Consider the following 20,548-nt stretch of genomic DNA (forward strand, 5'->3'; position numbering starts at 1 on the left):
TTGACTGATCAGTCGCGGCGCCGAGAAGATTCGCGGGCGAGAGTGGTGCGGTTGGCTGCGCCGGTCTTGCGCAGGATGGAGCCGACGTGCTTCTCCACGGTTTTGATCGAGATACTCAGCTCGCGGGCGATCTGTTTGTCCTGTAGGCCTTGCTCGACCAGCCGCCTCACCTCACGTTCACGTGGGGTCAGTCTGGGCCGACTGTTGTCATCGTGTGGGTCCGTCACGGTTGGCAACGTGGTCATGAAGGCGTCCCGGCGAGCCGCGGCAACGACCGCGCGCGTCAACTCGGTTGCTTCGGCGTCCCGGCTCACGAAGGCCGCGGCGCCGTTGCGAGCAGCGTCTTGGACATCGACATCATCGAAGGATCCGACGAGGAGAACGACCGCGACGTCCGGCGACGAGGACCGGATGTAGGAACTGAGCCTCACCCCGTCGATCGCGGATCCGTCAAGGTCGGCCAGCAGTACGTTCGGGCGGAGCAGGGCACACGCGTCCACGGCCTCGTCCGGACGGGTGATCTCCCCGACGACCTGGATCTCGGGCTCTGCCGTTGCCAGCATCCGGACCAGGCCTGCTCGTACGATCGGTCGCTCGTGAGCCACGAGCACCCGCCAACGGTCACCACCTTGACGAATGCTCTGCGGGTTCTCGGCGAGCGGCATCTCGACCCGAAGGTGAGTGCCCCAACCCGGCGTCGACTCGATGTGGACCTCGCCACCGACATGATGCGCCCGGGCGACCAGTCCCTGTAGCCCCAGACCCCGAAAGCTCGGTCCGCCCGGCTGCGGCTGGACCGCCTGCAGATCGAACCCACAGCCGTCGTCCTCGATCAGCATCGTGATCTTGGCTTGGCTGTAGACGATCCCCACCCGCATGCGGCTGGCCCTCGCATGCTCGACGACGTTGGTCAGCGCTTCCTTGACGATCCGGAAGAGCTGGTATCCGACCGTCGCCGGCATGGGCTGCCGAACGCCGACGATCGTGAGGTCCGCCTTGAGGCCGGCTGCCGACTCCGCCCAGGTCAGCTCGAGTCTGATGGCGTCGATCAACGCATCGGTGTCCAGACCACTGGGTGCGAGCCCCAGAACCGTGCGCCGCGTCTCGGTCAACGCGTCACGCGCCGCACGCTTGGCCCGGATGATGTCGTGGGAACGTTCCGCCCCGGAGCGCTCCACCGCGTCCAGGCGGAGCAGCACGTCTCCCAGAGCCCGAGCCACGGTGTCGTGCACGTCACGGTAGACGCGTTCCCGTTCGGCCATCACGGCGGCTTCGCGCGCACGTTCGGTGGCGGTCATGTGAAGCGTCGCGTTCATGATCGCGATGGCGGCGTGCGAAGCGAACAGCTCCAACAGCCGAACGTCGCTGTCGGTGAAAAGCCGCTCGGGATCTTCACTGAAGACCACACAGCTGCCGATGATGTCGCCTTTCCACATGATCGGTACGCCGACGACCGCATGTATTCGCTCGTGCTCGCGCCCGGCCAGATGCCCTTTCGGGACCTCCGAATAGCTGCGGAAGACGACCGGCCCCCGAGCGACCACGATCTGCCCGGTCACCCCTTCACTCAGCGGGAACGTCTGGCCGGAGTGGCACCCGACACCAAGGTCGACCTCCTTGCGGTAGGTCGCCGCCGCCTCGTCGACGGTGCAGATGGAACCACTCTCGCAGCGCAGCAGATGGAGGGCGTGCAGCAGGATTCGGTGGAGGAGCGGGTCAAGTGTGAATTGACCGGCGAGATCTCTCGCAAGGCCGATGACGGTTTCCAGCTGTGTCCGGATGTCCGGCCCGGTGGGCCCGACAGCAGTGCTGCGTATCGGATGCGCGACTGTCTCAGCAGACATGGCAAGCCCCTGTGTCCTGCCATCCCGGCCGAGCGCTGCAAGGGCACGGTCGTCCCATTGATGCTCTCCGCTCGAGCTGAAGTTCGGAAGCGCCCCAACTTCATCTACGCCGGGCATGGCCATGGACCGGACTGATCGCCGACGTGTCTGATCAGGCACCGCCGCCGATGTCCCGGCAGGTGGCGTGAGCGCAATCGTTGAACGGGGCACTGCCAGCCAGTATCTCGATGGGTACGTTGGGCTGAGGTAGCGATGCCGTCAAGGTCAACGTCCTAGCATGGCCAGGTTGACGCGAGGCACTCCGACGCTTGGCTGGCTACGGACTGCTGACGTGCGCGTACCGCGTCGCCGCGGCGGACCAGGCGTACGCTCTGGTCGACGCTGTCGACCCCGGTCCAGTGCGTGCTGAGGTGTGACCGCGAACCACGACGGAGGAGTGAGGACATGATGCGGCTCTCGACCTGCCTGGAGTGGCTCTACACCGAGGCGGGCGACGATATCGGTGACCGCGTGCGCGCGGCCGCCGCCGACGGGACCGACGCCGTGGAGATCTGGAGTTGGCGCACCAAGGACCTCGACAGTCTCGGATCCGCACTCGCCGAGACCGGCAGCCGGCTGGTGTCGATGATCGTCGACCCGCAGTCCCGGCTGGTCGACCCGGCGACGCGCGAGGAGTTCGTTGCGGCTGTCGCCGACTCGGTGGAAGTCGCCCGTCGGCTTGACGTGCCGTTCCTTGTCGCGGTCGCTGGCCAGGTGCGCGACGACGTGCCGCGGCCGGTCCAGCACGCGGCGCTCGTCGAGGCGCTGCGTGGGGCCGCCGAGGTCCTGGAGGGCACGGATGTCACGGTTCTGCTCGAGCCGCTGAACTCCCGTGTCGACCACATCGGCACCTACCTCGACACCACGAGTGAGGGTCTGGACGTGATCCGCGAGGTGGGCTCGCCGCGGGTCCGGCTGCTCTACGACGCGTATCACTCGATCGTCATGGGCGAGGACCCGCGAACCGAACTTGGCGGCGCGATCGACCTGGTTGGGCACGTTCAGATCGCCGATGCGCCCGGCCGGCAGGAGCCGGGGACCGCAGACGTCGACTGGGCCGCGCTACTCGGGACACTGGCCGACCTCGGCTACACCGGGGGCATCGGGCTGGAGTGCCGCCCCTCCGTGTCGACCTCGCAGGCCATGGGCTACATCCGCGAGGTCGCAGGCCAGGTGGAGCGCTCGCCTCGCTGAAGGCCGTCGCCAGCGCGGCGAACTCGGCCGTCAGCTGAGTCCGCACCCGCCCGAGGGAACCCATGAGCCTGCAGATGCGCGCGGTCGCGGCCTACGTGCGCCTGACCTACAAGGAGCGCCACGCCACCACCGCCGGCGCTCGTCGCCTGCTGGCGGCTGCGAAGGGGGAGTCGGCCCCACCGGCGCGGCTGCGCTCTCGGCACCAGGTCCGCTGCCGGCAGGTCGCCGGCTTCGACTGCTGGACTGTCGCCCCGACCGGCCGGGCCGCCGAGCGCGTCGTCGTGTACGTCCATGGTGGTGCCTACGTCAGCGAGATTGTCGTCCAGCACTGGGGGTTGATCTCCCGTCTGGCCGACGCCGGGGTGCGGGTTGAGGTTCCGCTCTACGGGCTGGCACCGCAGTACACCTATCGGGAGGCCTACCAGCTGCTGGAGGCCGTCTACCGGGACCTGCTCGTCGACGTCGACCCCTCCGCGGTCACCCTCGCCGGTGACTCGGCCGGCGGCGGGCTGATCCTGGGGTTCGCGCAGACCCTCGCCGCGGCGGGGCTGCCGCAGGCGCGCCGACTGGTGCTCATCGCCCCGTGGCTGGACATCACCATGTCCAACCCCGCCATCCCCGCTGTCGAGGCTCGCGATCCGATGCTGGGGTGGGTTGGCGCGGTCGAGATCGGGCGGGCGTGGGCCGGCGGCGACGACCCGGGCGACCCACGGCTGAGCCCGATCAACGGGTCGCTGACCGGCCTGCCGCCCCTCGACGTCTACGCCGGCACCCGCGACCTGCTCCTGCCCGACATGGTCCGTCTCCGGGAGCGCGCCGCCGCCGAGGACGTGACGATGCGACTCACGGTCTGCGACGGCGCCGTGCACGTCTACCCGCTTACTCCTACCCCCGAAGGCCGCGCCGCCGCGGCCGCGATCGTGAGGGAGATCGCCGGATGACTGCCGTCGCGCGCACTGGCCGGCCCCGCATGCGGTAGGTGTAGGGCATGCGGGCAGTCCACGTCCTGAGGTCGCAGTGGCAGCAGTCGGCGGAGCGTCTGGAGCGGCGCCTGGATGGGCTGAGTGACGACGAGTACTTCTGGGAGCCAGCTCCCGGCGGGTGGAACGTCTACCTCGACCCGGAGCGGGGCGGTTGGAGCTATCCATACGAGTTCGCGCCCGATCCTGCGCCGGTCACCACGATCGCCTGGAGGCTTGTCCATATCGCTGCCGACAACCGGATCTACTGGGAGCACGCTTTCGGTCCTGGCGAACGCAACTTCGCCGACCTGACTGTGCCGTCCACGGCGGGGGCAGCCATCGACAGCTGGACGCGGAGCCGAGAATCGGTCACCGAATGGATCGAGCACGCGACTGACGGAGACCTTGACGAGCAACGGCCGAGTCACCTGGGCGGCACACGGTCGGCGGGCGCGGTGCTGCAGATTCTGATCGACGAACAGATCCACCATGGCGCCGAGATCGCACTACTGCGTGACCTCCATCGCTGGACGAGGACCAGTCAGTAGACGGTGTCGGAGCACGGCCCCCAGGGCGCCGCAAGGGCGGCCCTGGGGGCCGTGTCAGTGGCCATGACCTCCGAACAGGCGAATCCGGCTCCGTCCGGCGGCTGCTGGGTGGTTTACCAGGCAGGGTTCTCGGGGCCGTCTCCGAAGTCCGGGATCGGCAACCGGGCGCCGCCCTGGCGGGCCGACTCGAGCGCGATCACACCCGGCAGCGTGAACCGGGCCGCCTTCCAGGCGTTCACCGGCGGCTGCGTCTTGGTCGTCACCGCTCGGACGAAGTCGTCGGCCAGGAAGTGGTGGGAGCCCTCATGCCCGTTGTGCGCACCCTCGAACTCCTTGGGCAGCCGGCTGCGGTCCTGCACCTTGGCGGTGCCGGAGGCGAAGCTCTGCATCAGTGCCGGGTCGACATCGCCGAAGCCCTCCGGCACCTGGGCGTTGCGGGTGTAGAAGAGGTCGCTGATGTCGAGGGTGTCGCCCTTGCGGTAGTCCTCGCCCTCGGTCTTGATGCTCCAGGTGGCGCCCTGACCGGTCTGCTCCATCACCGAGTCGGTGCCGTAGAACCGGAACCGGGACTCATGCCCTCGCCAGTAACCGACCCGGCGGAACTCGTTGGTGCGCATCGCGCCGCCGTCGGCGAGACCGAACAGCGCACTCATGTTGGAGAAGTCGTTGCCCCACAGCGACACGTCCTTGTCGAAGACGCCGTCGCCGCGGTCATCGTGGATGCCGATGCAGCTGACGCTGGTGGCGTAGGTCGGCAGCGCGCCGAGGACACCACCGATCGCGTGCGTCGGGTAGAGCATGGGCGGGTAGCTGGCGGTCTTCTTCCAGTCGTCGCCGCCGCTGTACCGGTAGGCGGCGTAGAAACCGTTGTCCATGTCGTGGACGTAGTCGCCCTCGGCGTAGAACACCCGCCCGAACGCGCCCTCGGCGACCTTGCCGCGGGCCCAGACCACGGCCGGGTTGTAGTAGCTGGTCTCGCCCATCATGTAGATCAGCCCGGTCTCGGTGACCTTGTCGATGATGGCCTTGATCTCGTCGACGGTGATTGCCATCGGCACCGCGGAGTAGACGTTCTTGCCGGCCTCCAGCGCCTGCAGCACCAGCGAGCCGTGCGTCCAGCGCTGGGTCATCACCGCCACCGAGTCCACGTCGGAGGCCAGCATCTCCTCGACGTCGGCGAACGTACCGGCCAGGTCGTACTTCTCCTGGTGCTCCTTGGCCCGTTCGGGAACGAGGTCGCAGGCGTAGATCGCCTCGACGTCGGGATGCTTCTGCCACAACGAGATGAAACTGCGGGCGAACTGCCCGGTACCGATGACGCCGATCTTCATGTCGATCATCCTTACCGCTGGTCTTGATCGTGTACGAGCGGGGATCGCCCTGCCGGTTTGCACCGACGCGTTTCGTGGATTCTGCCAATTCTGTCCAATGTGTCCAGGTCCGCGCCCCGCGGCCCCCTCGATCGCTGGGCGCTGACGGCCGCAGGGCGCACAGCACGGTCGGTGGCATGACTCAGCGGGGTGATGGTGCGCCGTACGGACGTCCGCGATGGCCACCAGGCCAACTACGAGGAGTCGTGAGCCCGGTCGACATCCTCTGGCTGGTGGCAGAGCACGTGGTCGCAACTGGCCGCAAGTGGTCGCGGAGTTCGCCCACTCCTGGGTGAGCCTACGAGGGGCTCCGTCCCTCGCCGCGCTCGATCGGGTACGGGCGGTCAGCCTCCGCGGGGCCGCGGGTCCGAGGCCGGGCCAGCGGCGGTGGGCTGCGGCAGTCGCCACCGGGCGGACCTAGAACGAAGGCGGCTCGTCGTGCGCCCAACGGCGGATGTCCTCGGCAACTGAGGGGTCCAGTTCGGCCAGCGCTGCGTAGATGCGTCCATCAGAGGATGGGCCCATGCAGGATCGCGTGCATCTTTCGCAGCCCGGCCCTACCCGGCCTGCGAAGGGGCCGCCTGTCCGGAGCGACTGCTCCGATGACCTCGAAGGCAGTTTCCAGAAGGAAATGATTCAGGTTGTCAATGGCCAAGTGCGTGTCCCCGCTGGTGGCCATCTAAAAGTCCCCGTTCCTCGGGTTTGATCAGCTTGTGGTGAGGCGTTCACCTCCTGGTGTGTCGGGCTTGTCGCATGCGGTAGCTCTCGCCGTCGGTGACCACGGTGTTGCAGTGGTGGAGGAGTCGGTCGAGGAGACTGACCGCCGTGGTCTGTTCGGGTAGGAACCGGCCCCATTGCTCGAAGGGCCAGTGCGAGGCCACGCCGAGGGATCGGCGTTCGTAGGCGGCGGCGACGAACCGGAACAGCAGTTGGGTGCCGGTGGCGTCCAGGGGTGCGAACCCGAGCTCGTCGATGATGATCAGGTCGTTGCGCAGGAGGGTGTCGATGACACGGCCGACGGAGTTGTCGGCGAGGCCTCGGTAGAGGGTTTCGACCAGTTCGGCCGCGGTGAGGTAGCGGACTTTGTGGCCTTGTTCGACGGCGGCGACGCCAAGCGCGACGAGTAGGTGCGACTTGCCGGTGCCGGCCGGTCCGATCAGGCAGGTGTTCTCTTTCGCACGGATCCATTCCAGGTTGGCGAGGTAGTCGAATGTTCCTTTGGGTACGGAGGAAACGGTCAGGTCGTACTCCTCGAGGGTCTTGACGAGGGGGAAGGCCGCGGCCTTGAGCCGGTTGCGGGCGTTGGAGGCCTCGCGGGCGGTGATCTCGGCCTCGATCAGCGTCCGGAGTAGCTCTTCTGGTGTCCAGCGCTGGGTCTTGGCCGTTTGGAGCAGCTCGGGAGCGAGTTTGCGGATCGCGGCTAGTTTGAGGCGGCGCAGTCCCTCGGTCAGGTCAGCGGCCAAGGTAGGCGGGCTGGACGCGGTCATGAGATGATCTCCCTTGCGGGGTTGGTGTTGCGGGGCTCGGCCGGAGTGCTGTGCTCGGCATCTGTGGTGAGGGCGTAGTCGGCCAGGGACCGGACCGGGACAGCGGGTAATGGCAGGATCAAGACATCACCGGGCTCGGCCGGTTCGGGCGCACCGGCGCCGGTGGCCAGGATGGAGCGGACGTCGGCGGCCTTGAACCGGCCGAACGCCACCGCCCGGTTCAGCGCGGCCAGCAGTGCCTGACGGCCGTGTGCTGCTTCGAGCGTGGTGATGTCGGCGAGCTCGGCGGCTAGGCGGGAGTTCCCGGCCGCGGCTGCGCCCTTGATGAACTCTTCGGCGACGTCCCCGAGCGCGCAGAAGTCTTTCTCCGCTTGGGTTTTGGCCCGCACCGCCCGCGCGGGCAGCTCGGGGCGAGGGCCGCCGTAGTGTTCGTCGAGTATGCTCGCCTCCCCCGGTGCGACCAGCCGATGTTCTGCCAGCACCTGCCCCGTGCCCGGTTCCAGGACCAGCAACCGGCCACCGACTCCGCCCGGCGCCGAGCCGGCGTGACAGATGATCTGCACGCTCGCGCCGATCGAAGAAGTCGGGACGGAGTAGCGGGCCGAGCCGTATCGCACACACGAGAGCCGGTCGACCTTCCGGAGGGTCGCCCTCCCCAGGCTCGGACGTAGCGAGGGCAGCTCGCCTAGCAGCCCTCGCTCGGCTGGCAGCCGCTCGGCCGGAACCGCGCAGATCTCGGCATGCCTTACCTGGTTGACCTCCCGGCACCACTGGGCTGCGGCCGTGTTGGCCGCAGGAAGGTCGGCGAACGGCGCCTGCGGGATGAGCAGGTCGCGCTTGGCGTAGCCGACCAGGTTCTCCACCATGCCCTTGGACTGCGGATCGGCGGCCTCGCAGAAGTCCGGGCGGAACCGGTAGTGCGCGGCGAACCGCACATACCCACCCGTGGGGACCACGGCATTCGCCACGACACCGGCCTTCAGACAGCCCATCCGGTCCGCGAGCACCACCTTTGGGACTCCGCCGAGGGATTCGAAGCACTCGGCCAGCAGCCGCAGCGTCGTCTCGGCCCGCTCATCGTGAGCGAACCGGACGAACCGGTACCGCGACCAGGCCAGTACCGCGCAGAACACGTGCACCCCGAGCTCGACACCCCAGTCGATCAGCAGATGCTGCCCCGGCGCCCACACCCCGGGCCGTCTGCCGCGGTGATTGTCCTTACGCCATTGGCCTTTCGCGTCCGCCACCAGACGCCGGAAGTTCCGCGCCGACCCGGCATAGCCTGCTGCGGCCGCCACTGGCAACAGCCGCTTGGCCGAGATCCTCCCGCTCGTGGCCTCCACCCGTCTGGCCACCAGGTCGCCGACCTCGTCATAGTTGTGCCCGCGCGGCTCCCGCTCCGAGGCCACGTCCCCGCCGGCCTCCTGCCGCTCGATCACCCGTTTCACGGTCTTGTGAGACACGCCGCACATCGCGGCCGCGCCCCGATACGTGCCTACCTCGCGGTAAGCAGCGATGATGTCCATACGTTCCCTCGCAGATAACAATGGGGAGCTCCCTGAGCGGTGCGGTGACTGGCTAGACACCGCCACCGTCACCGCTCAGGGCCACAACCCCCGGCCGACACGCGGGACCAGCAGCGAGGAAACGGGGACTTCTACCTGGCCACCAGTGGGGACCTAAAACTGGCCACCACTGGGGACTTTCTCATGGCCATGGACACAGGTTCCCGTTCTGCGATGTAGCCGTGCGGGCCGAGGTTGGCGAAGAGTTCCGTGAACCACAAGAGCCGGGGTTCGACAGCGCTCCAGCTTCGCTGGTCCTCGGACGTCGAGCCAGGAAGGGCGATCGGCCAGGTGGGTTATCTCGTGTGCGATGACCAGGTCGGAGAAGGGACCGAGATCGGGCGGCTCGTCGTACACGCTCCGCAGGCGTGCCATGTCGGAGCGGGAGAGATGTGGAGGTGCGTTCTGTCCCGCTCGGCGATGGGGGTGACGCGGTCCCTGTCTCCGCTGCTCGCATACACAGGCATATGTCCAGCACGTACACGTTTCGGAGAGCGTCTCCAGCAGATCCCCGGGCGAGAGACCCCACGCCGAGCCGCATGATGACCTCGATCCTGGAGGCCTGATCTGGCCACGATGGGACCACGATGGAAGAAGTGCTCGACACGGGGGCACGGATCTGTGGCGGAAGGAGCTGACCATGGCCAGTGATCGAACGGTCTACCGCGTCCAGCCGGAGCGGGGGCAGTGGAAGCTCAGCCGGGACGAGGCGAAGGTCCAGCACTTCGAGAACAAGGCTGACGCCGTAGCGGAGGGCCGCAAGCGGGCGCGTGCCGAGCAGCCCAGTCAGCTGGTCGTTCACGATCACCACGGCAAGATCGAAGGTGAGTCGACCTACCTGAACGACCCCTTCCCTCCGCGCGGGTAGCGCGTGTCGAGGCCGAATGCGTGGCAACCCTCGCACCGCTTCTGGACGACCTGACCGACCGCCGCGATCCTCAGCGCGACAATCGTCGTGAACGGGACATAAGGACCCTGTCGACCGCCGGCCGCGCGTAGCGTCGGAAGTGGACACTCGCCCCTCAGGGAGCACGTCAATGCAGGAGGACACGGGGGAGGCGACGCTGATGAGCGCTGCGGCCAATGTCGGAGACTGGCGAGGGCATGATGTCTGTCTCAGTGGTGGGAACAAGCTGGGCAAGCTCGAGGACGTCTACTACGACGGCGAGACCAACGAACCGCTGGTGCTGTGCGTGCGGACCGGCACACTCTCACGCACACAGGTACTCGTCGCGGTCCGCGACGCGGTGGCTGTCCCCGATCGGCTGACGGTTGCTTGGTCTGCCGAGGACGTTGAGGGCGCACCCACCACCGAGCCAGGCGAGGAACTGTCGGCGGAGGACGAACAACGGGTGTTCCGGCACTACGGCATGGACTACAAGTCGCCCACGACTCCCGGCAGCCGTCGCCTTGTGCGCCGATGAGGGTCGGCTGCCGCTTCGGACGGCGGACCCCGTTCCCTTCGGGGGACGCACGCGTCCCCAGTGGGATACTGAACGATCCCCGCGGTTGACAGTGTGGTCTACTGTGGCGACATGCCAGAACCACGCACGGCTGACGAGCTCGCCACGATCTCGGCGAAGCTTCGTGACATCAAGTCAGCCGGCGACAGGGCAGACGCAGCGCAGCGCGCGGCCGCACAGCGCCAGGCCGACCTCGCCGAAGCCGTACGCCAGGCACGTCTCGCGGGTTCCTCCTGGAGCGAAGTCGGGCTCGCGCTCGGCATGACCAGGCAAGCCGCATTCAAACGCTGGCGGGAGATCGAGGGGAGTGACGCGTGAGCGCCTGGCCGACGCTGGGCTGCTCCGCGGCTTCGACCGGGCCGACGTGCAGGGCCGGCTCGCCTCCACCTACCTGAACGCAGCCCGGGCCACCACCTCGCGCGATGCCGGGCACGTCGTCGCGTACCCACTCACCCATCGTTGGGGGACGCACGCGTGAGCCAGCAGACTGACCGGGAAGGGACGTACCAGTGACTGACAGCTCATCGGACCGGGAGGCCCGAGTTGCCGAGTACAGGCGCCAGGTCACCGCGGCTGCCGACGCACTCGCCGCCGCGATTCGCACCGAAGTGGCCGACGGTGGCGAGGTGATCAGCCACATGCTCGCCACTGTCGCCGCGAACCTCGGAGGGATGCACAAGCTCACCGAGAAGCGCCCTGGGTCCTGGGAAGCCGACTACGTGGATCGGTTCCTGGGGTCCACGGTGGGGCCGCAGGGCAAGTACCTGTTGGAGTACCGGACCGAACCGATCGAAGTCGTCGCCTGCGTGCCGGCGATGCTCGCCGACCTCGACATCGACGGCTTGTACGACGACTCCGTGCTCCTGATCGGCCAGGCCGAAGCCGCGGTGCTCGGACCGGATCCAGACGATGCCGCCAAGGCTGCCCTGGCAGAACGCTTGGAGCACATCGAGCGTCTGATCCTGCGGCTCCGCGAGGCCGACTACGCGGCGTACCGTGCGGCGTTCGAGGAGCAGTTGCGGGTCGCGGGTCGGCATCTGTTCGACCAAGAACACCTTTCCGAGGACGTCTCGGTGTCGATTCGGTTCGTCGACGGGCCGCGGTCTGAGGAGGCGACCGGAGCCGGCGAGGACGTCGGCTCGATCGAGTACCGGCTGTGGGAGACCGCTCGCGCCAACACTGCCCCGCCAGGGTTCACCGAGCCACTCTCGCAGCTACGGGGCCAGTTGGACGATCTGCTGCGCCAGTCCGGACGCCTTCCACACCAGCGCGTTCCCGAGCTCGCGCAGCTACTGCGCGGCATGCCAGAACCGGAAGAGCGACCAGCAGGGAACCCGCAGTTATCCGAGGCGCCGTAGCGCTGTCTCGATAGCGACCTCGACCCGGGAAGTCATGCCGGGCACATCGACGGGACGGCGCCCGGCGACCTGACTACGGATCCACTTCGGCCCGCTATCGTCATAGTGCAGCAGGGCATACAGGTCCCACCACGGATCGAGAGTCACCCCAGCGATCGACTCATAGAGCGACCGAAGCTGCTCCGACCACTCGGGCGAGTAGAGCGCCGCCAAGTATCGCCGACAGTGCCCGACGTCAATCGCGCGCGCCCCCCGATGGATGGAGTTCCAGTCGGTCAGTCCAGTAATCCTCCCGCGCGACCACAGCATGTTGACAGGCAGGAGATCGCAGTGCAGAAAGACGGCAGTGTCCTTTGGCGGCGGCGCCGCCATGACACCAAACGCCGCCTTCCACACAGCCGGCTTCTGTGCGTCGACCGGCACCTGAAACCCGTCTAGAGGAGCGATCCAAGAATCCGTCCAAGGTCTGAACATCTTCGCGGGGAGATCGAGGGAATGCAGCAATACAGCAATCTCCGCGATCCTCGTCATCCACGACCGAGGTTCCGCCGGATTGAGGTGAACATGCCCCTGCAACCGTGTCATCAGCAACGATGGCGCGCCCCCCGTCGAAGCACCAGCAACATCAGCAGCCAGGATGCTCGGAACCGGGAGCCCGCTTCCCGCCACCACACCAAGGTTGGCGATCTCCTTCTCCAAGCTCCCCTGCAGGCCAAGCCCGCCCGGGTACTGCCGCAGTACGACGAACGTTCGCATTCCACGTCGCTCGACAGTCAGCCGATTCACGGCGGAGCAGACGCCACCGGTCAATCGGCGATAGCCAACGACGCGACTGCCCCGACCCATCGACGCCGCAACCCAGGCGAGAGTCTCCACGGAGGGCCGACGCTGCCTGAACCCGCCATCCCTCCAGTCGCCGTCGGTCATGCGCGCGAGCCTATTCGTCAGGGGCCTGCGGCGATAGGGGTTTTCTAACCGCCAGAGGCAGTGACCCGGCTGCTGGATGGCCGTCACCATCTGGAACGGTTCGCGATGGAGCAGGCGGGTGAGGTCGACTACCTGATCACCTGGAGGGACAACGAGTTCGTCGGACGGGTGAGCCTCACACCGTGTCGACGTGCGGGTGCGAATCGACGGTGCTTCGCATTCCCGAAGTCGCCTTCGTGCCTTCGGCTGTGCTTACACCTCCCCGCCCTCATGAAGTAGGCGATCCAGCATGCGTGCGGCGCCCCCCACAGACTCACGAGCGAATTACTGACCTCGTAGTACCCAACGAGGCCCATGGCCTGTTCAAATGCCCATGCCATGCCATGCCATGCCATGCCGCGCCGCCACTGCACCTCACCGGGGTTCAATCTTGCGCGCACGACGTTGCGCTGGGTCGCGTCCAGGGGATGCCAGACTGAAACCAGGTCGAGTGCCGGGTCGGCCGCGCGGAACCCTCCGGTATCTAGTGTGGTGTCTCGTTATTAGCCGGGATTGATGCGAGTGCGACCCGGCCTCGGCTGACTTTCTCGAGGATCTCCTCTGCCGTGGCGGTCCATACGAACGGCTTGGGATCGTTGTTGTTGGCTTGGAGGTATGCCTCGATCGCAGCGATCAGGTCGGGCACCGACTTGAAGACACCGCGGCGGATGGCTTTCTCGGTGAGCTCGCGGAACCAGCGTTCGACCATGTTCAGCCATGAGCTCGACGTCGGGATGAAATGCAGGTGGAACCGGGGATGCTTGTCCAGCCAGGCCACGACGTTGTCGTGGGTGTGGGTGCCGTAGTTGTCGAGGATCATGTGGACCTGGAGTCCCTTGGGGACCTGGCGGTCAATGGTGCGCAAGAACTTCAAGAACTCGCCGTTGCGGTGCCTGGGAAGACATTGGCCCATCACCACTCCGGTCAGCACGTTCAGCGCGGCGAACAGGGTCGTTGTCCCGTTGCGCTTGTAGTCGTGGGTCATGGTTCCGGCCCGGCCTTTCTTCCAAGGCAGCGACGGCTGCGTCCGGTCGAGCGCCTTGATCTGGCTCTTCTCGTCCATGCACAGCACCACCGCCTTGTCGGGCGGGTTCAGATAGACGCCGACCACATCGATCAGCTTCTCATCGAAACGGCGGTCATTGGAGAGCTTGAAGGTGCGCACCAGACGCGGCTTGAGCCCACGAGCAGACCACACACGCTGCACCGTCGCTGGGCTCACCCCGGCCGCCTTGGCCATCGACCGGCAGCTCCAGTGCGCCTCGCCTTCCGGCTTGGACTCCTGGGTCAACCGGACGAACCACCACCTCGAGGTCGGCGACACGGGTTTGCGCCGGCCACGCAAGGGAATCGGCGCTCTGAGGGCCACCACCCCGGGGCGCGTATCTGTCACCACCCGCAACGCGTGCTCAGTAGCCGCCGGCATCGTCGGCCTCAGCGCCTGGGAGGCAGTCCAGTCTGTCTGGTCGAGGAGCCGAGGAGATCGACATGGCTGCCACACCGCTGATCGTTTTCGACGTCAATGAAACTCTCCTGGATCTCGAAACGCTGACGCCGGCCTTCGAACGCATATTCCACGAACGCTCCGCGATGCGGATGTGGTTTGCCAATCTGATCCTGTACTCCGAGGCGCTCACGCTCGCGCAGGTGTACGTACCTTTTACCGAGATCGGAGAAGCGGTCTTGCAGATGCTGGCCGACGCGCATGGCATCCGCATCTCGGCGCAGGACAAGAGCGATCTGACCGACCGGTTCGCGACGATGCCGCCGCATCCTGAAGTTCCCCAGGCGCTGACGAAACTGAACGCCGCGGGATTCCGTCTTTTCACGCTCACTGACAATCTCCTGGAGATACAGGGACGACAGCTCGAGCAGGGCGGAATCATCGATCGATTCGAAAGGCGCTTCAGTGTGGACGCGCCTGAAGTCCGCCACCACAAGCCCTCGCGCGGGGCTTACGAATACGTGGAGACGCAGTTGCGGGTCCCGCCTGAGGATCTCTTTCTCGTGGCATCTCACACCTGGGACACGCTGGGAGCCGTCGCGGCCGGGTGGGGCGCGGCGCTCATCAAGAGGCCCGGGAATGACCTGCTGCACGTCGGACCCCAGCCGACGCTCACCGGGGATGATCTTGGGGACGTGGCCGACCAGATCATCCAGCGGTTCGGTTGACGTCATCCGTCAGACGTCGGTCGCCGCTGGGTGGCGCCAGCCAGGCTCTGGGACTGGACCGGCTGTACGCGCCTGCGCTGGGTCAGACGGGCTTGTGTTGGCGAGCCTTCCAGGCGGCCCGGTCGGTCTGCCACAGGGTGATCTCGTCGCGGGACCACATGGGGGTGCGGCCGACGTACTCGACGGGCTGGGGCGCTTCGTTGCGGGCGACGTATCCGGACCAGGTTGCGGTCGTGATCTGCCGGCCGTGGTGGGCCAGCAACTCGACTGTCTGGTCGCGGGTGAGCAGCTTCTCCTCACTCGCGGCCTGGGTCTTGGGCATGGAGTCGAGGAAGTCGGCGCCGACCGGGTGGTATCCGATGGGCAGGCGACGGGCTAGCTCCTCGAGGTAGGCCACAGCGGTCTGGGTGGAGTCGGTGGGGTATTCGGTCCAGTCCGACCAGGGGATGCGGTGGGGCTCGTCGAGGTTCTCGCCGGGCCAGAAGTGGATCTCGTCGGCGGGGATGAGGTCGCCGGTGGGGTGGATGGTCTGGAGCCAGATCGTGGCGAGGTTGCGCAGGGGACGCTGCTCAAGGCACTCGGCGAGCGCGCGGGCCAGGGGAGTCAGTTCGTCGAGCTCGATGGTGTCGCGGTGATCGGAGTCGAAGCGGAGTTCCACGCTGACGGCCGGCATGATCCACACAGTACAAACTGAATTTGTGCAGCGTCAAGCTGTAGATCGATACGGCCTACGTCGCGACATCACCAGGGCGCGACCGTGACTCCGCCCCACTCCTCGGGCGCGGTGTCACGAAGAGTTTGGGTGAGCTCCCAGCGGTGACCGGCCAGATCCTCCAGGACGCAGGAGCGTTCGCCGTACTCCCAGGTTGTCGGCTTCTCGACGACGCGCGCGCCGAAGTCGCGCGCTCGGGCGAACGCGGCGTCGACGTCGGCCACGCGCACCTTGACGATCTGCGTGACCACGCCGCCGCTCGGTGCGACCTGATCGTGGTGTGCGTCGGCGACCACGACGGCCCCATCCGAACCGACGCGTAGCTGGGCGCGGTGGGAGTCGTCGATCCGAACCCGCTCGCCGAACCCGAACGCGGCCTCCAGCCACGCCACTGCCGCCCGTACGTCGGGGTAGACCAGGACCGGGGTGACGGTGGCAGGCGGCGCGGAACGATTCGTCTGCATGGCGAAGACACTAACGTCGGACGCCGAAGAGTCGATGGCAAACCAGAATGAGGCCGACGATTCCTCGCCCATCCCGAGACCGCGGCGCGGGTCGAGCAGCGGGGGAAGATCATCCGCCGGTTGCGCGCTCTCGGGCGGCTCGCCGGGGGTTAGCGTGGACTGGAGGGTCTCCCTGCCGTGTTTGCCGTAAAACGCACCACCCGACTCCGGCAGCTGTTGAGTGACCCGAAGATCCTGGTGGCCCCAGGTGTCTACGACGGCGCTGGAGCTCGCCTCGTCCAGGCGCTCGGATTCCAGGCCGGCTACCTCAGCGGCTATCAGACCTCGGCGAGCGTGCTCGGCCAACCAGACGTCGGCTATCTGACGATGACGCGGATGGTGGCCCGGGTCGCCGCGATGTCTGAGGTGGTCGACCTGCCACTCATCGCCGACGGGGACACGGGTTACGGCAACCCGCTCAACGTTCGCCTCGCGGTTCGCGAGTACGAGAGGGCCGGCGCCGCGGCGATCCATGTCGAAGACCAGACCTTCCCCAAGCGGTGCGGACACATGCTCGGGCAGGACGTCATCGACCGGGAGGAGATGGTCCAGAAGATCAGGGCCGCGGTCGACGCGCGGCGCGACCCCGACTTCGTGCACCGACGCGCGGACGACGCGCGGCCTGGCCGAGGCGATGGAGCGCGGCACCGCTTACCACGGCGCGGGCGCCGACGTGCTGTTCATCGAGTCCCCGGAGAGTGAGGAGGAGATGCGGCGTACGTGCGAGCGGTTCCGCGGCGTCGTACCGCTCCTCAGCAACCAGATCGAGGGCGGGCGTACGCCGATGCCGGGGGTCGGGAAGCTCGAGGAGATGGGCTACGCGATGGCGATCTTCTCCCTTGGCGTGGGATTCGCCGCCGCCAAGGGGATGAAGGACTTTCTCGAGACGCTCGCGGCCAAGGGTGACACCAGCGCCATGGCGGAGGACATGGTCGCCTTCGAGGACTTCAACCGGTTGGTCGGCCTCGACAAGCATGCCGAACTCGAGCGTCATTACGAGCGGTCGGGCTGAGGCATGGCCCACCCCCACCGCTGAGGGCTGTGGTCACAGCCCCATCGGTGAGGGGTTGTCGGCCGCCCCGACTCAACCCTGCGCCGCCTGGCGCTCCATGACGGTGGGGAGGATGCGGGGAGCGGGTATGGCGTTCGCACCGTCGGCGGCCAGAAGCATCGCCGCCTCCGCGAGCTCGGCATCCGTTGCCGGGGGAACGACCAGCAGCGCGACGTGGTAGCGGTCGGCGCAGCTGGCGGTGAGGAGGCCGTCCGGCTGAGTAGTGAACCAGCCGAGCCGGATCGACCGACCCGCGACGCGCAGCCGATTAGGCCGGCCATCCCAACCCGTGAGGCCGAGCATGATGCACGTGACGGGGGCACCGCGTTGCTCGTCGACAGCGAGGATCAGCGCGGGCAACTCCGCGAGCGGATCAGTTGATCGTGGCCACCAGGCACCGTGGAGGGTGGCGCTGCGCGACAGGCTCGGACCCCATCGCAGGCGGGGTTCCAGCGGTGCCGGTGACGAAGTCCCGGACCTACGGTCGCCAGCGGTGAAAGTCACGGATGCTCCTTCGCCATGGCCGCGCGGCGGCGACCGGTGTCGCCCCCCAGCGGGGCGGGTTGTGGAACCAACGCATCTGCACGGATGCCCTGGGCCCTGCCTGTTGCTGTGACGCCGCCAGGGGCGCCCTCGTGCCAGCGTGAGGCGTGGGTCGTACCTGAACCGAGGTTGTGCAGTCTGGGTCGGGGGTGGGGCCGACAAACCTGTGGCCGTCCTGACGCGGAACGCCAGGGCGGTGTGGCTGGGTAGCCTGAGAGTTCGATGTCGTTGTTCCGGATACTGTGACCCTACGCCGTAACTTGGTTTGGTGGCGTGCCCCGCGGTCGTGACCTCGGCACCCAACCGTCCGCGGCGGGCCTCATCACCCCCCGGTCGGAGCTCGAGTCCGCCCGCCCAACCACCTCTGACCTGCGGCGATAGCGCCTCGTGCAGCACCCGGGTGTCCGTTGGTCCTCTCTCATGATGCGAGTTGGTCCCTACTCGTCTGCGTGAGGATCGGCGCCGCGACTCCGACCACCCATCGGAGGCGGGTGGCCGAGTCCGGCCGTATCACCTGGATCCCGCGTAGGCGGGTTGACCCGGCGCGGGCGAGCTGCCTTAATGACCAATTACATAACCGGGTTTCATAATTGGCATGGAGTTCCCCTGTCCATACAGGATCCGGCCGGGGCGGCCGTGCGACGGGCCAACGCGGCCGCCTGCCTGGCGGTGCTGCGGGACCAGGAACGCCCGCTGACCATTGCCGAACTCGCGGTCGCGACCCGGCTCGCGCGACCGACCGTCGACGCGGTGATCGGTGATCTGCTCGAGACGGGTCCGGTTCGGCCGGCTCGACCGCAGCGCAGCCCGGGAGCTGGTCGTCCGGCACGGGCGTACACGTTCACCGCCGGCGCCGGACGGGTCGCCGGGATCGACATCGGCAGCGGCAGCGTCCGGGTCCGGATCGCCGACCTGGCCGGCGAGATCGTCGGTCGGGCGGAGGCGATCGTGCCCGCCGGAATCGACGGCTCCGGTCGGCTCCGGGTCGTTCGCGGCGCTGTCCGTCAGGCGATCCGAGCCTCGGGGGCAGACCCCGCCGACCTGCGCGCCGCCGGCATCGGCGTACCCGGCATCCTCGATCACGACGGCCGGATCACCCAGAGCCTGGCCGTGCCGGACTGGATCGGTGTCGACCCGGCCGAGCGTCTCTCGGCGTCCTGGGGTTGCCCGGTGCTGGTCGAGAACGACATCAAGCTGGCCGCCCTGGCCGAGCAACGGCTCCGGGCCGAGCCGGCCACGGGCGCCAGACCCGGATCCGACGCGACTTCGGACGACGACCTGATCTTCCTTCAGATCGGCCACCGGATCTCGGCGGCGTTGATCATGAACGGCGCGATCCTGCAGGGCCAGCACCGGTTGGCCGGCGAGCTGGGAAGCCTGCGCGGGATGCGCTGGACCGAGTCCTCCAAGCGCGGCCGGCTGCACTGGCGCGCCGGACGCACCGGGCAGCAAGTGTTCGCCCGGGCCCGGGAGGGTGATCGGCGGGCCGCGGCTGAGATCACCGAATTCTGCGCCGAGATCGCGCCGCAGATCGCCATCATCGCGTTGACCGTGGACCCGGCGTTGATCGTCATCGGTGGCGGACTCTCCCGGGCCGGCGACGACCTGGTCGCCCCGTTGACCGAAGCCGTTCATCACATGTTGATGGCCGACGGCAAGCCGGTGATCACCACCTCGCTGCTGAAGTCCAACGGCACCCTCTGCGGCGCCCTCGGTTCCACCTTCGAGACTCACTCGGCCCAGATTCTGGGCGTTCCCCGCGTTCCCCCTCGTTGGCATCGCTGGCCCGGCACCTTCGACGGCCCGCTGCCCGACGCACTCGTATCCGACGCACCGGCTGTACCCGACCGATCGACGAAAAGGATGTCCAGATGAAGTTCGGATTCAGCTCCTACAGCTTCAATCAGCGGCTCAGCACAGGGGCGATGACCCTGTTCGACGTGATCGACTGGATCGCTGACAGCGAGGGCGAGCACCTCGAACTCGCTTCGATCTATCCGGGCGCGGACAGCCCGGTACCCAATGTCGACTCCGACCCGGCGTTCGTCGACAAGGTCGTCGAACACGCGGGCAACCGCGGGGTCACGCTGTCCAACATCGCGATCGGCGCGAGTTTCCTTGGCGACGACGCCGAGAACGCGGCCGAGGTGGAGCGGGTCAAGGCCCATGTCGATCTTGCCGAACGGCTGGGCATCCACTTGATGCGGCACGACGTGGTCCGGCACGGCGGCATCGAAGGTGACGACACGCCGGTGTTCGAGGCGGCGCTCCCGAAGATCGTCAAGGCCAGCAAGGAGATCGCGCAGTACGCGGCGACCAAGGGCATCACCACCAGCCTGGAGAACCACGGCTTCTTCGTCCAGAGCAGCGACCGGGTACGCCGGATCGTGCATGCCGTCGACGAGCCCAACTTCAAGACCACGCTGGACATCGGGAACTTCCTCTGCGTCGACGAGGACCCGACGGCCGCGGTTCCGGCCAACCTGCCGTACGCCATGATCGTCCACTTCAAGGACTTCTACGTCCGGCCGGCGGGCCGCAACCCGGGTGAGGGCTGGTTCCGCAGCCGGGGCGGCAAGTTCCTGCGTGGCGCGATCGTCGGCAACGGCGACCTGGACACCTGGAGCGTCGCGAAGTCGATCAAGGAATCCGGCTACGACGGTTTCGCCTCGATCGAGTTCGAGGGTCACGAGGACTGCCTGATCGGCTGCAGCCGCGGTATCGCCAACGCCAAGCGCATCTACAACGAAGCCTGAAACAGAACAATCACC

At 67.4% G+C, this 20,548-nt stretch carries 20 protein-coding genes and 1 pseudogene; 12 read left to right on the forward strand and 9 right to left on the reverse strand.

Annotated elements, in window-relative coordinates; genetic code table 11:
* Positions 1 to 8: 8 nt before the first annotated feature.
* The gene (locus tag HEB94_RS27925) at positions 9 to 1,844 is read right to left on the reverse strand and encodes a hybrid sensor histidine kinase/response regulator transcription factor (protein ID WP_192752648.1); all 1,836 of its coding nucleotides are present in this window, start codon (positions 1,842 to 1,844) and stop codon (positions 9 to 11) included.
* A gap of 444 nt (positions 1,845 to 2,288) precedes the next feature.
* On the opposite strand from HEB94_RS27925, the gene HEB94_RS27930 reads away from it, so the two are divergent.
* The 3 genes from HEB94_RS27930 to HEB94_RS27940 all read left to right on the forward strand — a co-directional run bounded on the left by HEB94_RS27930 (position 2,289) and on the right by HEB94_RS27940 (position 4,587).
* Positions 2,289 to 3,077 carry a hydroxypyruvate isomerase family protein gene (locus HEB94_RS27930; protein ID WP_202896584.1) on the forward strand — a complete coding sequence of 263 codons (789 nt, stop codon included), beginning with the start codon at positions 2,289 to 2,291 and terminating at the stop codon, positions 3,075 to 3,077.
* Positions 3,078 to 3,139: 62 nt separating this feature from the next.
* Positions 3,140 to 4,018, forward strand: a complete 879-nt coding sequence (locus tag HEB94_RS27935; RefSeq protein WP_192752649.1) for an alpha/beta hydrolase fold domain-containing protein — start codon at positions 3,140 to 3,142, stop codon at positions 4,016 to 4,018.
* Between the two features lie 47 nt (positions 4,019 to 4,065).
* Positions 4,066 to 4,587 (forward strand): DinB family protein, encoded by a 522-nt coding sequence (locus HEB94_RS27940; RefSeq protein WP_192752650.1) that lies wholly within the window; start codon positions 4,066 to 4,068, stop codon positions 4,585 to 4,587.
* Positions 4,588 to 4,700: 113 nt separating this feature from the next.
* On the opposite strand, the gene HEB94_RS27945 is transcribed toward HEB94_RS27940, so the two are convergent.
* The 3 genes from HEB94_RS27945 to istA all read right to left on the reverse strand — a co-directional run bounded on the left by HEB94_RS27945 (position 4,701) and on the right by istA (position 8,991).
* On the reverse strand, positions 4,701 to 5,918 hold the full coding sequence (locus tag HEB94_RS27945) for a Gfo/Idh/MocA family protein (protein WP_202896585.1): 1,218 nt from the start codon (positions 5,916 to 5,918) through the stop codon (positions 4,701 to 4,703).
* Between the two features lie 764 nt (positions 5,919 to 6,682).
* Positions 6,683 to 7,444, reverse strand: coding sequence for an IS21-like element helper ATPase IstB (gene istB / locus HEB94_RS27950; protein ID WP_192752343.1), 762 nt, complete (start codon positions 7,442 to 7,444; stop codon positions 6,683 to 6,685).
* Positions 7,441 to 8,991, reverse strand: coding sequence for an IS21 family transposase (gene istA / locus HEB94_RS27955; protein ID WP_192752342.1), 1,551 nt, complete (start codon positions 8,989 to 8,991; stop codon positions 7,441 to 7,443). Before istA ends, istB begins: the two co-directional genes overlap by 4 nt.
* 658 nt (positions 8,992 to 9,649) lie before the next feature.
* On the opposite strand from istA, the gene HEB94_RS27960 reads away from it, so the two are divergent.
* The 5 genes from HEB94_RS27960 (at position 9,650) to HEB94_RS27980 (ending at position 11,830) form a co-directional block, all read left to right on the forward strand.
* Positions 9,650 to 9,877, forward strand: a complete 228-nt coding sequence (locus tag HEB94_RS27960) for a DUF2188 domain-containing protein (RefSeq protein ID WP_192752651.1) — start codon at positions 9,650 to 9,652, stop codon at positions 9,875 to 9,877.
* A 169-nt stretch (positions 9,878 to 10,046) separates the two neighbouring features.
* Complete coding sequence (locus HEB94_RS27965) at positions 10,047 to 10,433, forward strand: PRC-barrel domain-containing protein (RefSeq protein WP_192752652.1); 387 nt, start codon at positions 10,047 to 10,049, stop codon at positions 10,431 to 10,433.
* Between the two features lie 111 nt (positions 10,434 to 10,544).
* Positions 10,545 to 10,790: a hypothetical protein gene (locus HEB94_RS27970; protein ID WP_202896586.1), complete on the forward strand. Its 246-nt coding sequence runs from the start codon at positions 10,545 to 10,547 to the stop codon at positions 10,788 to 10,790.
* Positions 10,780 to 10,950 (forward strand): hypothetical protein, encoded by a 171-nt coding sequence (locus tag HEB94_RS27975; protein ID WP_192752653.1) that lies wholly within the window; start codon positions 10,780 to 10,782, stop codon positions 10,948 to 10,950. The genes HEB94_RS27970 and HEB94_RS27975 overlap by 11 nt, the downstream gene beginning before the upstream one ends.
* Positions 10,951 to 10,981: 31 nt before the next feature.
* Entirely contained in the window at positions 10,982 to 11,830 is an 849-nt protein-coding gene (locus tag HEB94_RS27980; RefSeq protein ID WP_192752654.1) for a hypothetical protein, read from the forward strand.
* Here the strand turns inward: HEB94_RS27980 and HEB94_RS27985 are convergent.
* Positions 11,813 to 12,757, reverse strand: a complete 945-nt coding sequence (locus HEB94_RS27985; protein WP_192752655.1) for a phosphotransferase family protein — start codon at positions 12,755 to 12,757, stop codon at positions 11,813 to 11,815. The two genes, HEB94_RS27980 and HEB94_RS27985, sit on opposite strands and share 18 nt — an antisense overlap.
* 523 nt (positions 12,758 to 13,280) lie before the next feature.
* On the reverse strand, positions 13,281 to 14,222 hold the full coding sequence (locus HEB94_RS27990) for an IS630 family transposase (RefSeq protein ID WP_238361647.1): 942 nt from the start codon (positions 14,220 to 14,222) through the stop codon (positions 13,281 to 13,283).
* Positions 14,223 to 14,284: 62 nt separating this feature from the next.
* Here HEB94_RS27990 and HEB94_RS27995 point away from each other — a divergent pair, with 62 nt between their 5' ends.
* Positions 14,285 to 14,968, forward strand: coding sequence for a haloacid dehalogenase type II (locus HEB94_RS27995; protein WP_192752656.1), 684 nt, complete (start codon positions 14,285 to 14,287; stop codon positions 14,966 to 14,968).
* A gap of 82 nt (positions 14,969 to 15,050) precedes the next feature.
* On the opposite strand, the gene HEB94_RS28000 is transcribed toward HEB94_RS27995, so the two are convergent.
* Both HEB94_RS28000 and HEB94_RS28005 read right to left on the reverse strand, forming a co-directional pair.
* On the reverse strand, positions 15,051 to 15,641 hold the full coding sequence (locus HEB94_RS28000; protein ID WP_192752657.1) for a hypothetical protein: 591 nt from the start codon (positions 15,639 to 15,641) through the stop codon (positions 15,051 to 15,053).
* A gap of 68 nt (positions 15,642 to 15,709) precedes the next feature.
* Positions 15,710 to 16,144: a VOC family protein gene (locus tag HEB94_RS28005; RefSeq protein WP_192752658.1), complete on the reverse strand. Its 435-nt coding sequence runs from the start codon at positions 16,142 to 16,144 to the stop codon at positions 15,710 to 15,712.
* A gap of 237 nt (positions 16,145 to 16,381) precedes the next feature.
* Here HEB94_RS28005 and HEB94_RS51210 point away from each other — a divergent pair.
* A pseudogene (locus HEB94_RS51210) lies at positions 16,382 to 17,195 on the forward strand (isocitrate lyase/PEP mutase family protein).
* 72 nt (positions 17,196 to 17,267) lie between these two features.
* Here the strand turns inward: HEB94_RS51210 and HEB94_RS28015 are convergent.
* Positions 17,268 to 17,738 (reverse strand): DUF5994 family protein, encoded by a 471-nt coding sequence (locus HEB94_RS28015; protein WP_192752659.1) that lies wholly within the window; start codon positions 17,736 to 17,738, stop codon positions 17,268 to 17,270.
* A gap of 600 nt (positions 17,739 to 18,338) precedes the next feature.
* Between HEB94_RS28015 and HEB94_RS28020 the strand changes: the two genes are divergently transcribed.
* Together HEB94_RS28020 and HEB94_RS28025 are read left to right on the forward strand one after the other, a co-directional pair.
* Positions 18,339 to 19,652 (forward strand): ROK family protein, encoded by a 1,314-nt coding sequence (locus tag HEB94_RS28020; protein ID WP_192752660.1) that lies wholly within the window; start codon positions 18,339 to 18,341, stop codon positions 19,650 to 19,652.
* Entirely contained in the window at positions 19,649 to 20,533 is an 885-nt protein-coding gene (locus HEB94_RS28025) for a sugar phosphate isomerase/epimerase family protein (protein ID WP_192752661.1), read from the forward strand. Before HEB94_RS28020 ends, HEB94_RS28025 begins: the two co-directional genes overlap by 4 nt.
* The last annotated feature ends 15 nt before the right edge of the window (positions 20,534 to 20,548 follow it).

Source organism: Actinopolymorpha pittospori (genome assembly GCF_014873875.1).
Classification (GTDB): Bacteria; Actinomycetota; Actinomycetes; order Propionibacteriales; family Actinopolymorphaceae; genus Actinopolymorpha; species Actinopolymorpha pittospori.